Annotated in this window: 4 protein-coding genes; all 4 read left to right on the forward strand. The window is 68.7% G+C overall.

Annotation, left to right across the window (positions count from 1 at the left end; all coding sequences use genetic code 11):
* Positions 1–252 precede the first annotated feature (252 nt).
* The 4 genes from ACWPXE_RS01480 to ACWPXE_RS01495 all read left to right on the forward strand — a co-directional run bounded on the left by ACWPXE_RS01480 (position 253) and on the right by ACWPXE_RS01495 (position 15598).
* Positions 253–11403 (forward strand): DUF4347 domain-containing protein, encoded by an 11151-nt coding sequence (locus ACWPXE_RS01480; RefSeq protein ID WP_454016393.1) that lies wholly within the window; start codon positions 253–255, stop codon positions 11401–11403.
* A gap of 69 nt (positions 11404–11472) precedes the next feature.
* Complete coding sequence (locus tag ACWPXE_RS01485) at positions 11473–13317, forward strand: TolC family protein (RefSeq protein ID WP_454016394.1); 1845 nt, start codon at positions 11473–11475, stop codon at positions 13315–13317.
* Between the two features lie 138 nt (positions 13318–13455).
* Positions 13456–14244: an efflux RND transporter periplasmic adaptor subunit gene (locus tag ACWPXE_RS01490; protein ID WP_454016395.1), complete on the forward strand. Its 789-nt coding sequence runs from the start codon at positions 13456–13458 to the stop codon at positions 14242–14244.
* On the forward strand, positions 14234–15598 hold the full coding sequence (locus ACWPXE_RS01495; protein WP_454016396.1) for an efflux RND transporter periplasmic adaptor subunit: 1365 nt from the start codon (positions 14234–14236) through the stop codon (positions 15596–15598). Before ACWPXE_RS01490 ends, ACWPXE_RS01495 begins: the two co-directional genes overlap by 11 nt.
* Positions 15599–15600 lie beyond the last annotated feature (2 nt).

Below are 15600 nucleotides of genomic sequence, written 5' to 3' on the forward strand. Positions count from 1 at the left end.
CATACCAATGTATGCGTTCATTTCAGTCATGAAATAGAGAGCGCAGCGTGGAAACAAATGCATCGAATTATGACGCTCTGCTCTCCTCGATGATGCGAATCGACGCAAATCGGGCGCCTCTTTTGCTGTCTTTATAGACGCATGCGCTGTCAACCACTGCGAAAAGGTGGTATTCTCCCGCAGGCTATTCACTTTTTGGTGACCGCTTTGGACGTAGGGTCGGGCGGTGTCGCGTATGGCGGGAGACGGATGATGGCGCGCAAGCGTGGTTCGAACGGCAACGGTGTGACTGGGCAGTCCGGCAAGACGCACAAGCCGTCCTCATCGATGTTCGCGATGGCTCTCGAACCACGCTTCATGTTCGACGCGGCAGGCGCCGTCACGGTTGCCGAGGTCCATCATCAACCCGATCAGCCCGCGCCGGACGACAAGGGCGCCAGCAAAGCCACCGATGCCGACAAGCTTGTCGATTGGGCCATCAAGGAGTCGATCGTTCCCCTCGCGGCGTCTTCCCCGGCCGCCTCCACTCCATCACCCACCGAACCGGCGGCGGTGACGGCGCGGCTCGCCGAAATCCAGGAGTCGGTCCGGTCGGTGGTGTTCGTCGACACCAGCGTGTCCGACTACCAGACGCTGCTCAAGGACATCGCCCCCGACGCCAAGGTCGTCCTGCTCGACTCCCAGCAGGAGGCGCTCGGCCAGATGGCGAAGGCGCTGTCCGGGATGTCCGGCCTGGATTCCGTCCAGATCGTCAGCCATGGCAACGAAGGCCATCTCTACATCGCCGGCCGCGCCTATTGGGCGGACGGGCTGGCGAACCGCGCGCAGGATCTCCAGGCGATCGGCGCCGCGCTGAAGCCCGGCGGCGACATCCTTTTCTACGCCTGCAACGTCGGCGCCGGACAGGCGGGGCAGGAGTTCGTTCAGACGATCCATCAGCTCACCGGAGCCGACGTGGCGGTGTCCGGCGACGAGACCGGCAACGCCGCCGGGCAGAACTGGACGCTGGAGGTGCAAAGCGGGGCCATCGAGGCGGCGATTCCCTTCGCGCGCGCATCCATGCAGACCTTCAGCGGCCGGCTGGGAACTGTCGTCGTCACCTCGGCGACCGGAACGGCGGCGGGATCGTTGAACCACGCGATCACGAACGCGGCTGACGGGGACGTGATCGAGTTCGACTCGGCGCTGGCGTCCAGCAAGGTTTCCCTGGGCGTCACGACAAGCTTCCTGACGGCGCCGGCTCAGAACTTCACGATCAACGGTGATGTGAACGGCGACGGTATCGCCGACATCACGATCTCCGGCGACAACGGCGACAACACGACCACGTCGGCGGACTACCGGGGCATCATCTTCAATGCGACCGGCAAGACGCTGACGGTCAAGAACGTGATCATGGAGCGCTTTTATTCGGGAACCAACGCCGCGCTGGGCGCCCTGACGGTGCAACTCGGGTCGCTCGAAGTGGATGGCGTCACCTTCAGGGACAATCTGAACAACCCCATCGCCACATACGCCACGACGACATCCCTGACGATCAGGAACTCGGTTTTTCGTGACAACTTCGCTGTGGTGAGCAGTACGGCGGGCTTCGCGGTCGTTAGATCGCAGGTGGCCGGAACGCTGACGATCGAGAACAGTCTGTTCGCGGACAACAACTACGTCATGAACATGGGCTCGGGTTCGGCTCTCTTCGCGGGCTCCATCATTACACAAAACAACAACTACAACACGGCTGCCTTTACGGTAAACATACGCAACGTCACCATTGTCAACAACAGCTACATCAACAATGATTCCGCTGCCGCCAATGTCAAGACGGCGGGCATTGGCGTCTATTCCGGTGGAGCAGCGGGCGCGGCGACGCTGAACGTTTACAACACGATCATCGCGGGGAACTCCGGCAACCTTGCCGGGACGAGTTTTGCCGATCCGAACGCCATCAATTACAACTCTGGCAGCGTAATCTTCAATCAAAGCAACAATTATCAGGGCGCCATAACCGGCAACGCGACCTTCGTCGATTCCACCAACGCCACTAAGAGCCTGCGCGATTATCGTCCGGCCTCGACCGCGACGACCTTCATCAACGCCGGCGACAGCAGCAACGCGAACCGCTACGGCGGGAGCTACGACATCCGCGGCATCGACCGCATCCGTGACGGTGCGCTCGACCTCGGTGCGTACGAGGTTCACTGGAGCGCCGGAGCGCCGACCGTCGACCTGAACGGGGCGGGAGGTGGAAGCGACGAGTCCGTCAGCAGCGGGACTCCCAGTTCCGGCGTGCTTATCGCGCCCAGCGCCACCGTGGCGCAGACCGACAGCGACACCCGCCTGCTCGGCGCCACCGTTGCCTTGAGCGGCGTGGTCGATACCGGAAACGAAACGCTGACGCTCTCCACGGCGGATATCAGCACCGCCAAGACCTACGGCATCGCGGTGCTCGCCAACAACGGCGCCACGATCACCTTGAGCGGTGCGGCTTCCGTGGCGAACTATCAGGCGGTGATCCGTCTGATCCAGTACAAGAACACCGCCGGCAGCTTCACCCCGGGCGCGCGCACCGCCACGGTCACTGTCAACGACGGCGAGACGACCAGCACCGCGCGGACCAGCACCATCACCCTCAGCGCTGGCGTCGACACCACGCAGCCGACCGTCTCCAGCATCACTGTGTCCGGGTCTCCGGCGGCCAACGCGTCCTCGGTCAGCTACACCGTGACCTTCAGCGAAGGCGTGTCCGGCGTGAACGCCGCCGACTTCACCCTGGCGACGACCGGCACGGCCTCCGGCACGATCGGCACCGTCACCCAGGTGTCGGCCAGCGTCTACACGGTTTCGATCACCGGTATCTCCGGTGCCGGCACGCTGGGGCTGAACCTGAAGGGCACCGGCACCGGAATCAAGGACACGGCGAACAACGACATCGCCGCGGGCTTCACCGGTAGCACCCACACGGTGGACCAGGTGGCGCCAACCTTCGACGTCGCTGCCGCCACATCCAGCATCACCAACACCGGCTTTACCCTGTCCGCCAGTCTCAACGAGGCGGGGACCATTTACTATGTCCTGGTTCCCCGCAACGCGACCGCCCCGACCGCCGCGGAAGTGGAAGCGGGCACGGCTTCCGGCGGCGGAACGGCGCTGAAGTCCGGCAGCCTGAGCGCTTCGTCGTCCCCGTTCGACGGCAGCGGATCGATCACCGGGCTGACCGCCGGTACCAACTACGACCTCTATGTCGTAGCGAAGGACAGCGCCGGGAATCTTATGAGTGCGCCAGTCAAGATCAACGTCTCAACGACGGGGGGCTCTTCGAACGGCGCACCGGTGAACACGGTGGTTCCGACGGTGTCGGGCACGGCGACGGTGGGCAACGCGCTGACCCGGGTGAATGGTACCTGGAGCGATCCGGACGGCGACTCGCTGAGCTACACCTACCAATGGTATCGGGCCGACGACAGCAACGGCACCAACGCCGCGTCGATCAGTGGGGCGACCAGCGCCAGCTACACGCTGACCACGTCGGACGCGCATAAGTACCTGCGCGTGGCTGTGATCGCGAACGACGGCAACTCCAACACGACGACCGCCTATTCCGCCTACACGGCGATCCTGAACAGCGCGCCGGTGAACAGCGCGGTGCCGAGCGTGAGCGGCACGGCGACGGTGGGCAACGCGCTGACGACGACCAACGGCACCTGGAGCGATGCGGACGGCGACGGCCGGAGCTTCAGCTACCAGTGGTACCGGGCCGACGACAGCAACGGCACCAACGGCGCCTCGATCAGCGGGGCGACGAGCTCCAGCTACACGCTGACCACGTCGGACGCGCACAAGTACCTGCGCGTGGTGGTGACGGCCAACGACGGCAAGGGCGGCACGCAGACGGCGACCTCGGCCTACACGGCGATCCTGAACAGCGCGCCGGTGAACAGCGCGGTGCCGAGCGTGAGCGGCACGGCGACGGTGGGCAACGCGCTGACGACGACCAACGGCACCTGGAGCGATGCGGACGGCGACGGCCGGAGCTTCAGCTACCAGTGGTACCGGGCCGACGACAGCAACGGCACCAACGGCGCCTCGATCAGCGGGGCGACGAGCTCCAGCTACACGCTGACCACGTCGGACGCGCACAAGTACCTGCGCGTGGTGGTGACGGCCAACGACGGCAAGGGCGGCACGCAGACGGCGACCTCGGCCTACACGGCGATCCTGAACAGCGCGCCGGTGAACAGCGCGGTGCCGAGCGTGAGCGGCACGGCGACGGTGGGCAACGCGCTGACGACGACCAACGGCACCTGGAGCGATGCGGACGGCGACGGCCGGAGCTTCAGCTACCAGTGGTACCGGGCCGACGACAGCAACGGCACCAACGGCGCCTCGATCAGCGGCGCGACGAGTTCCAGCTACACGCTGGCGGCGGGCGATCTGAACAAGTACCTGCGCGTGGTGGTGACGGCCAACGACGGGAAAGGCGGCACGCAGACGGCGACGTCGTTGTACTCGTCGCAGGTGACGGCGGCGGGCAACGGCGCGCCGGTGAACACGGTGGTTCCGACGGTGTCGGGCACGGCGACGGTGGGCAACGCGCTGACCCGGGTGAATGGTACCTGGAGCGATCCGGACGGCGACCCGCTGAGCTACACCTACCAATGGTATCGGGCCGACGACAGCAACGGCACCAACGCCGCGTCGATCAGTGGGGCGACCAGCGCCAGCTACACGCTGACCACGTCGGACGCGCATAAGTACCTGCGCGTGGCTGTGATCGCGAACGACGGCAACTCCAACACGACGACCGCCTATTCCGCCTACACGGCGATCCTGAACAGCGCGCCGGTGAACAGCGCGGTGCCGAGCGTGAGCGGCACGGCGACGGTGGGCAACGCGCTGACGACGACCAACGGCACCTGGAGCGATGCGGACGGCGACGGCCGGAGCTTCAGCTACCAGTGGTACCGGGCCGACGACAGCAACGGCACCAACGGCGCCTCGATCAGCGGGGCGACGAGCTCCAGCTACACGCTGACCACGTCGGACGCGCACAAGTACCTGCGCGTGGTGGTGACGGCCAACGACGGCAAGGGCGGCACGCAGACGGCGACCTCGGCCTACACGGCGATCCTGAACAGCGCGCCGGTGAACAGCGCGGTGCCGAGCGTGAGCGGCACGGCGACGGTGGGCAACGCGCTGACGACGACCAACGGCACCTGGAGCGATGCGGACGGCGACGGCCGGAGCTTCAGCTACCAGTGGTACCGGGCCGACGACAGCAACGGCACCAACGGCGCCTCGATCAGCGGCGCGACGAGTTCCAGCTACACGCTGGCGGCGGGCGATCTGAACAAGTACCTGCGCGTGGTGGTGACGGCCAACGACGGGAAAGGCGGCACGCAGACGGCGACGTCGTTGTACTCGTCGCAGGTGACGGCGGCGGGCAACGGCGCGCCGGTGAACACGGTGGTTCCGACGGTGTCGGGCACGGCGACGGTGGGCAACGCGCTGACCCGGGTGAATGGTACCTGGAGCGATCCGGACGGCGACCCGCTGAGCTACACCTACCAATGGTATCGGGCCGACGACAGCAACGGCACCAACGCCGCGTCGATCAGTGGGGCGACCAGCGCCAGCTACACGCTGACCACGTCGGACGCGCATAAGTACCTGCGCGTGGCTGTGATCGCGAACGACGGCAACTCCAACACGACGACCGCCTATTCCGCCTACACGGCGATCCTGAACAGCGCGCCGGTGAACAGCGCGGTGCCGAGCGTGAGCGGCACGGCGACGGTGGGCAACGCGCTGACGACGACCAACGGCACCTGGAGCGATGCGGACGGCGACGGCCGGAGCTTCAGCTACCAGTGGTACCGGGCCGACGACAGCAACGGCACCAACGGCGCCTCGATCAGCGGGGCGACGAGCTCCAGCTACACGCTGACCACGTCGGACGCGCACAAGTACCTGCGCGTGGTGGTGACGGCCAACGACGGCAAGGGCGGCACGCAGACGGCGACCTCGGCCTACACGGCGATCCTGAACAGCGCGCCGGTGAACAGCGCGGTGCCGAGCGTGAGCGGCACGGCGACGGTGGGCAACGCGCTGACGACGACCAACGGCACCTGGAGCGATGCGGACGGCGACGGCCGGAGCTTCAGCTACCAGTGGTACCGGGCCGACGACAGCAACGGCACCAACGGCGCCTCGATCAGCGGGGCGACGAGCTCCAGCTACACGCTGACCACGTCGGACGCGCACAAGTACCTGCGCGTGGTGGTGACGGCCAACGACGGCAAGGGCGGCACGCAGACGGCGACCTCGGCCTACACGGCGATCCTGAACAGCGCGCCGGTGAACAGCGCGGTGCCGAGCGTGAGCGGCACGGCGACGGTGGGCAACGCGCTGACGACGACCAACGGCACCTGGAGCGATGCGGACGGCGACGGCCGGAGCTTCAGCTACCAGTGGTACCGGGCCGACGACAGCAACGGCACCAACGGCGCCTCGATCAGCGGCGCGACGAGTTCCAGCTACACGCTGGCGGCGGGCGATCTGAACAAGTACCTGCGCGTGGTGGTGACGGCCAACGACGGCAAGGGCGGCACGCAGACGGCGACCTCGGCCTACACGGCGATCCTGAACAGCGCGCCGGTGAACAGCGCGGTGCCGAGCGTGAGCGGCACGGCGACGGTGGGCAACGCGCTGACGACGACCAACGGCACCTGGAGCGATGCGGACGGCGACGGCCGGAGCTTCAGCTACCAGTGGTACCGGGCCGACGACAGCAACGGCACCAACGGCGCCTCGATCAGCGGGGCGACGAGCTCCAGCTACACGCTGACCACGTCGGACGCGCACAAGTACCTGCGCGTGGTGGTGACGGCCAACGACGGCAAGGGCGGCACGCAGACGGCGACCTCGGCCTACACGGCGATCCTGAACAGCGCGCCGGTGAACAGCGCGGTGCCGAGCGTGAGCGGCACGGCGACGGTGGGCAACGCGCTGACGACGACCAACGGCACCTGGAGCGATGCGGACGGCGACGGCCGGAGCTTCAGCTACCAGTGGTACCGGGCCGACGACAGCAACGGCACCAACGGCGCCTCGATCAGCGGGGCGACGAGCTCCAGCTACACGCTGACCACGTCGGACGCGCACAAGTACCTGCGCGTGGTGGTGACGGCCAACGACGGCAAGGGCGGCACGCAGACGGCGACCTCGGCCTACACGGCGATCACCAACAGCGCGCCGGTGCTGAGCACGGACGCGCGCAGCCTGACCGCCATCGACGAGGACGCCACAGGCAACAACGGCGACACCGTGGCGGCCATTCTGGCCTCGGCCGGCACGGCCACCGATATCGACGGCAACGCGCTGGGCATTGCGATCACCGCAATCGACAGCAGCAACGGCACATGGCAGTACAAGACCGGAGCCGGGACCTGGACCACCATCTCCGGGGTCTCGAGTGCGTCGGCCCTGCTGCTCGCCGGCACCGACCGTGTGCGCTTCGTCCCGAACGCCGACTACAACGGATCGGTCGTCAACGGCATCACCTTCAAGGCGTGGGATCAGACCTCCGGTACGGCTGGCACGACGGTCGGCAACGATACCACCGCGAACGGAGGGCTGGGCGCCAGCGGCCAGTTCAGTGTCGCCAGCGCGACGGCGGACATCGCGGTGACTGCGGTCAATGACGCCCCGGTGCTGACCGACACCGTCCTGACCCTGCCAAGCGTCGCCCAGGCGGCAGGCGCGCCGAATGGCGCCGTTGGCGTTGCCGTCTCGTCCCTGGTTGCGCTTGGCGGGAACGTGTCCGATGTGGACAGCGGCGCCGTCACCGGCATCGCGCTGGTCGGCATCGACACCTCGGAAGGGGGGACTTGGTACTACAGCACCGACGGCGGCACCAGTTGGACCGCGGTCGGCACGGTGAACGACAGCGGAAGCGCGCTGCTGCTGCGCACCACGGACCGTCTCTACTACCAGCCGACGGGGGCCAACGCCGGCATCCTCAGCGCCGCGATCACCTTCCGTGCCTGGGATCAGACCAGCGGTACCGCGGGGGCCAAGGTGGCGACCGCGGGCGGTGGAGGGATTTCCGCCTTCTCCGCGGCGACGGACACCGCCAACCTCTCGATCACCCCGGCTGCCCTGGGGAGCGCCGTGACCCTCGCGCCCGCGTCGGACACGGGCAACAGCAACACGGACAACATCACCAAGGCGAGCAGCGTCACCTTCAACGGCAGCGGTGCCAACGCCAACACGACGGTGCGGCTCTACGCCAACGGCTCGCTCGTGGCGACGACCACGGCCGACGCGTCGGGCGCCTACAGCTTCGCCGGCGTCGATGTGTCCGGCCTCAGCGGTGCGGTCGACTTCACCGTCCGTCAGGTCATCGCCGGGATGGAGAGCGCCGACTCCGCCATCCGGACCGTCACCTTCGACCGCACGGCGCCGACGGTCGCGATCACCCCGGTGTCCGGCGACAATGTCCTGAGCGCCCCGGAAAGCGCCGTGCCTCAAACGGTTTCCGGCACCGCCACAGGGGTCGAGGACGGCCAGACGGTCACGGTGACCCTGAACGGCAAGACCTACAGCGCGACGGTGACCAACAACGCGTGGAGCCTGTCCATTCCCCCCGCCGATCTGCAGGGGCTGACGGATGGGGGCCATTATACCATCACGGCCGACCTGACGGATGTGGCGGGCAACGCGGCGGTCCAGGCGACGCGCGGCGTCTCGGTCGACCGCACGCCGCCGACCCTCGCCATCGCCACGGTGGCGGGCGACAACGTGCTGAACGCCGCGGACAGCGCGGTGGGACAGACGGTGTCGGGCGTCACCAACGGTGTTGAGGACGGCCAGACGATCACGGTGACGCTGAACGGCAAGACCTACAGCACGACGGTGACCAACAACCGCTGGAGCCTGACGGTCCCCTCCACCGACCTGCTGGCGCTGACCGACGGCACCAGCTACACCGTCACCGCCAGCCTCACCGACGCGGCGGGCAACCCGGCACAGGTGAGCCGGAGCGTGTCGGTGGACCGCACGCCGCCGTCGGTGGTCAGCGTCACGCCTCCCCCGGCGCGGACGTATCTACCGGGCGAGCCGGTCAGCTTCTTCGTGCAGCTCAGCGAAGCGTCCATCATCAACGGCGGCAATCCGGTTCTGGAACTGGCGGTTGGAAGCGAGATCCGGAACGCCGTCTACAATGCGGCCGGCAGCACCGGCACGCTGCTGCGGTTCGATTATGTCGTCCCGGTCGGCGACCGCGCGCCGCAGGGCATCGCGGTCCTGGGGCTGGCGCTGAACAGTTCGATCGTGACCGACGCGGCCCAGGGGCCTCTGGTGACGACCCTGAAGGGCGTCGGCGACACCAGCCAGGTGCGCATCGACACCCCGATCCCGGCGAAGCCGGTCGGGACGGCGCTGAGCGGCCTGTCCGACTCCGGCGTGTCGGCGACGGACCGGCTGACCAACGTGGCAAGGCCGACGCTGTCCGGCACCGCGGAGGCGAACGCCACCGTGACCGTGTTGGTGGACGGCAAGGCGGTGGGGACCACCGTGGCCGACGAGAACGGCTTCTGGGTCCATCGCCTCCAGACCGCGCTGACCGACGGGACGCACAGCATCACGACCACGGCGACCAACCGGTTCGGCATCGTCAGCGATCCGTCCGACGCGTTGGCCGTGGTGATCGACACCGCGGTGCCGGTGGCGCCGGCACCCTCGGTGACCAGCGCCACCGTCGCCGGTGCGGCGGGAGGCGAGCGGATCTCCGGGATCGCCACGCCGTCCCTCGCCGGCACGACGGAGGCCGGCAGCACGGTGAACGTTCTGGTCGACGGCAAGGCCGCCGGAACGGCGGTCGCGGACGCCAACGGCGCATGGACCTTCCAGTTCACGGCGGCGCTGGCCGACGGCACCCACAGCGTCCAGGTGCAGGCCACAGACAGGGCCGGCAACGTCAGCAGCCTGTCGGCGGTCACTACCTTGACCATCGACACCACGCCGCCGCTCGCCCCGACGGTGACGCTGAACACCACCGCCGGCAACACGCCGGTTGTGCAGGGCACCGCCGAGGCGAACAGTCTGGTCACCGTGACGGTCAACGGGCAGACCGTCGGCACGGCGCGCGCCAGCGCGTCCGGCGCTTGGCAATTGGCCCTGACCTCTGACCTGAGCGTCGGCAGCTATGTGATCGCTGCAAAGGCGAGCGATGCCGTGGGCAACACCGGCAACGCCGGCACGACCACCTACTCGGTGGCCCCACCGCCCCCGCCGCCGGCCGTGGTGGCGGCCTCCACAGGGAACACGACGACGGCGGCGTCCTCGTCCAACTCTGCGGTCGCAACGGCCGCCGGGACCGGGACAGCGCAGACGACCGGGCCGACGCTGGGCACAGCGCCGACCCTGCCCGGCCTGCAGACAAGCAGCGATGCGGGCCGTGTCATCACCAGCTCGTCGATCGGCAACGGGAGCGGTGCGGGCAACGGGAACAGCAGCACGGATGCCGGGCGCTCGATCACCATCGGCAACATCGGCAACTCGACCAGCAGCGACGCCGGGCGCTCGATCACGATCTCCGCCATGGGCGGTGCGCCGTCCGGCGGCGGCACGGCCAGCTCGTCGAGCGGGGTTTTGGGCGGCGGTACCGGCGGGTCCAGTGGCTCCGGGTTGAGCGGCGTCGTCAGCGGCGGCAGCGGCCTGGGCAGCGGCAGCCTTGGTGGGGGTGGTCTCGGCGTCGTCGTCGGCGGCGGTTCCGGCTTGGGCGGCTCCGCTTCGGGCGGAATCGGCGCCGGATTGGGTGCCACGGGCGCCGGAGCCGGTACCGGTATTGGTGGCGGTCCAGGCGTTGGCCTCGGCGCCGGCGGACCGGCGACGGGTGGGCCGGCCACCGGTGGACCGGCGACAGGCGCCGGAGCGGGCAATGGCGGCCTGAATGGTGGCGTCGGCGGCCCGGTCGGCTCGCCCGGCACGGCGTCCGGTGGCACGCCGGGCGGCAGCACGGCCCCAGGGGGCGCCGGCACCGCCGCCGGCGGGCTTGGTGGCGCACCGGGCAACCGGCCCGGCGGCGCGACGGGGCCCGGTTCGACGATCGAGAACGCGCCGACCAACCGGCCGGCTGGCCAGGGGGGAGCGCAAGGTCGGCCCCAGGGGCAAGGACAGCCGCCGGCCGGCGACGCGCCGGCGGGTGGCGATCCGAGCAACGCTCCGGCCGCGCCGGACGGTTCGGGGCAGGCCCCCGGCCCGCGGGCCGACCTCGACGGGTCTTCACCGGCCCGGCCGGCCTTCTCCCGCCAAGTGGCTCAAATCCATGGCGCCGCCGACGCCCAGACGGCGGCACTGCTCGCCGCACTCACCTCGCATGTCCCGCCGGGAAGTCGGGCGGCTTAGCGCCGCCCGCGCCTCCCACCGCCTTCATCCCCGCCTAAGCTTTTCTTTTCAAATGGATTGCCGACGAGAATGACCCGGTTCGCTTCCTCCCTCCGGCCGCGGGGCCACAAGGTCCGCGCGTCCTTCGCCCTGACCGCCGCCGCGCTCCTCGCCAGCGGATGTTCCATCAGCCCGAAGCCTCTGACTGATGATGAGAATGTGTCCCGTCTGCGCGAGGACATGTCGGTCATCATGGCGCCGCAGGAGCCGATCGCCGGCCCGGTGTCGATGCACGAGGCGATGGCGCGGGCCATCAAGTACAACCTCGACGAACGCGTGAAGCTGATGGAGATGGCGGTCGCCAACCAGCAGCTCGACCTGTCGCGGTTCGACATGCTGCCGCGCCTCGTGGCGGGGGCCGGCTACACCGGGCGCAACAACGAATCCGGGTCGGAAAGCCTGAATCTCGCCACCGGCCGCCGCACCGGCGAGAGCACCACGGCCACGGACCGGCACCGCCGGACCGCCGACCTGGGCTTCACCTGGAACATTCTCGATTTCGGCGTCAGCTACCTGCGCGCCCGCCAGAATTCCAACCTCGTCCTGATCGCCGACGAGCGCCGCCGCCGCGTCGTCCAGGGCATTCTGCAGGACGTGCGCACCTCCTACTGGCGCGCCGTCGCCGCGGAGCGGTTGCTGAAGCGGATCGAGCCGCTGGAGAAGCGCATCGAGGCGGCGCGCAAGAACGCGAACGACCTGGAGGCCCAGCGCGTCCAGGCGCCGTTGCAGACCCTGTCCTACCAGCGCGCGCTGGTCGACACGCTGCGCCAGCTTCAGACCCTGCGGCGCGAGCTGGTGGCCTCCAAGTCGCAGCTTGGCGCCTTGATGGGCCTGCCGCCGGGCGAGAACTTCACCCTTCAGATGCCGCCGGACGTCACCGGCAAGGACGTGCCGGCGATCACGGCGTCGGTCGAATCCCTGGAAACCTACGCGCTTCTCAACCGTCCGGAGCTGCTGGAGGAATCCTACAATGCCCGCATCACCGCCGACGAGACGCACCGCGCCCTGCTGAAGCTGCTGCCGGGCATCGACCTGAACGCCGGCCTGCATTTCGACAGCAACAGCTTCCTGCTGAACCAGCGCTGGGCCGATTACGGGGCGCGGGTGTCGTGGAACATCCTGTCCCTGGCCTCGGCCCCGGACACCCACGCCTTCTCCAAGGCGCAGGAGGAACTGGTCGCCTTCCGCCGTCAGGCTTTGAGCGTGGCGGTGCTGAGCCAGGTGCGCGTGGCGATGGTGCAGTTCCGCGAGCTGTCGCAGGAGTTCTCGCTCAACGCCGACCAAGCGTCAATCGACCGCCGCATCCGGCAGCAGTACGTCAACAGCAGCACGGTCGGCCAGCAGGGCGACATGAGCGTCATCCAGGCCGAGGTGTCGGAACTCGTCTCCGATCTGCGGCGCGATCTCGTCTACGCCGACCTGCAGAACGCCTACGCCCGTGTCATGGTGTCGGCGGGCGTCGATCCCATGCCGGAGGCCGTCCCGTCCCAGGATCTGACGACGCTGCGTCAGGCCGTGTCCGACGGGTTGGGCGCCTGGCAGCAGAAGGCAGGCGGCACGGCGCGGCTCCAGGATCTGCTGGTTCCCGCCGCCACGACCTCCGAAAAGGCACCGACGGAGAAGGCTCCGGTTGAAAAGGCGGCCGAGCCGCAGACCGAACCGAAGACCGCTCCGCTCGCCGCGCGCAACGACGAGCCGGCGGAGCGCAAGGCTGCGGTGCCGGAGCGCGTGACGGTGGCCGAGCTGCCGCAGGCCGCCTCCATGGCCGCGCCGATGACGGTGTCCTACAGCCCGTCCTCACGGTCGGAGCCGGCGAAGGTCTATTCGGTGCCGCTGAGCGCGCTGGCCCCGATGGGGCGTGCCTCCGCGCGTTGATGCCGACGGGGTGGCGCACCGGCGCCGCCCCCCTTCGGCTGTGCCGGTGCACTGTGCTGAAACAAATAAGCGTACAGGACCGCTTGCCGATCCTGGATCGTTGCGCTTCCGGAGCAAAGGGTGCAGAAAATCTCTGCCATGATGTGCCGCTTTCGCCCCTCACGCTTCCTTGCTGCGCTGTCTATCGCGCTGCTTCCCCTGCCGCTTGCCGCTGCGGATCCGGCGCCGGCCCCCGAAGGCGGCGTACGCGCGTTGATCGAGGCGCGGCAGCACGCCGTCCTTTCCAGCGAGATCGCCGGGCGCATCGGGCGGATCACCGTGGAGGCGGGCCAGTCCTTCAAGGCGGGGCAGACGCTTATCGCCTTCGACTGCAGCCATTATCAGGCGGCGGTCGACGCGGCCCGCGCCAACCTGCGCGCCGCCGATGTCACGGTGCGGCAGAGCCGCCGGCTGGAGCAGCTGAAATCCATCGGCGGGGCCGAGGTCGAGATGGCTGAGGTCAAGGCCGAGGCCGCCCGCGCCGATCTGCGCAAGGCCGAGATCGAGGTCCGTCGTTGCGACGTGAAGGCCCCCTTCGACGGCAAGGTGGTGGAGCAGCGGATCCGCGAGCATGAGTCGGTGCCCGCCGGCACGGCCCTGCTCGAAGTGCTGTCCGACCGCGATCTGCGGGTCGAACTGATCGTCCCGTCCTCCTGGCTGGTCTGGCTGAAGCCTGGGCAGCGGTTCGAGCTGCGCATCGACGAGACGGGCGAGGCTCTGGAGGGCGAGGTCACCCTGATCGGCGCCCGCGTCGACCCGGTCAGCCAGTCGTTGAAGGTCACGGGCAAGCTGCTGGCGGACAAGCAGGGCAGTGCCCCGAATCTGGTCGCAGGCATGAGCGGAACCGCCCGCTTCAACCCGCCGGAGGAGGCCAAAGGTGCCCGATGACGTCACATCCGTCCGGATGGAAGCGGCCAACCCGCTGAACAGCCTCCTGCTCCTCCTGAACTTGCAACAGGAGGCCCGGCAGGCCCAGAACCCGGAAGCGCTGCGCTTCCTCATGGTGAACCAGACGCGGCGGATGATCGCCTACCAGCAGGCGGTCTTCCTGACCGTCGCGCCGTCGGGCAAGGCGCGGCTTGAGGCGGTGTCCAACGTCGCCGTTCCGGAGCGCGATGCCCCCTTCACCCGCTGGCTGGAGGCCGTGGCGTCGGCCATCGCCGTGGGAGCGGAGGCGCGCAGCCTGCACGGCATCGCCCCCACGGAGGTGCCGCCCGCGCTGGCCCGCGACTGGGGCCAGTGGGGACCGGCGCAGGCGCTGTGGGTGCCTCTCCCGGGTCCGGACGGCACATTGACGGCGGTGTTGTGGCTCGCCCGCGACGATGCGTGGACGGAAGGGGAAAAGGTGCTGCTCGGGCAGCTTTCCGGCGGCTATGGACACGCCTGGTGGGCTTTGACCCGGGCTGGGCGCCGCTCCGGAGTGCGGGCGCGCAAGGGAATTTGGGCGCTGGCGGTGGTGGCGACCCTGGGGGCCGTTCTGGCCATCCCGGTTCCGCAATCGACGCTGGCACCGGCGGAGGTGGCGCCGCGCGACCCGCTGATCGTCAGCGCGCCGCTGGAGGGCGTCATCGAACGCTTCCACGTCCAGCCGAACGAGCCGGTGACCAATGGTCAGCCTCTGTTCACGTTCGAAGCAACGGTTTTGAAGAGTCGTCTGGAAGTCGCGCGCAAGGCCCTGGCTTCGGCGGAGGCGGAGTTGCTGACCGCCTCTCAGGGGGCCTTCACCGACCCGCAGAGCAAGGCCCGCATCGCCCAGTTGAAGACCCAGGTGGAACTGCGCCGGGCGGAGATGGATTTCGCCCGCGACCTGATGGATCGCGTCACGGTTAAGGCGGAGCGGACGGGCATCGCCGTCTTCACCGACGCCAACGACTGGCTGGGCAAGCCAGTGGCGGTCGGCGAGCGCATCCTGACCCTGGCCGACCCGCAGGCTGCCGAGGTCGACGTGCATGTCCCGGTCAACGACGCGATCGTGCTTCAGGAGGGGGCCGAGGTCAGCCTCTATCTGAACGTCGATCCTCTGCGCCCGCTGCGCGCGACCGTCTCGCACGCCAGCTACGAGCCGGGGCTGACGCCGGGCGGTGTCCTGGCCTACCGCGTCCGCGCCGATCTGGTGCCGGACCAGCCGACCCCGCGCATCGGGCTGCGCGGCACCGCCAAGATCCAGGGCGAGCGGGTGCCGCTGGCCTTCTACCTGTTCCGCCGCCCGCTGGCGGCGCTGCGCCAGACCGTGGGGCTCTGAGC

Source organism: Azospirillum sp. Marseille-Q6669 (assembly GCF_965111635.1).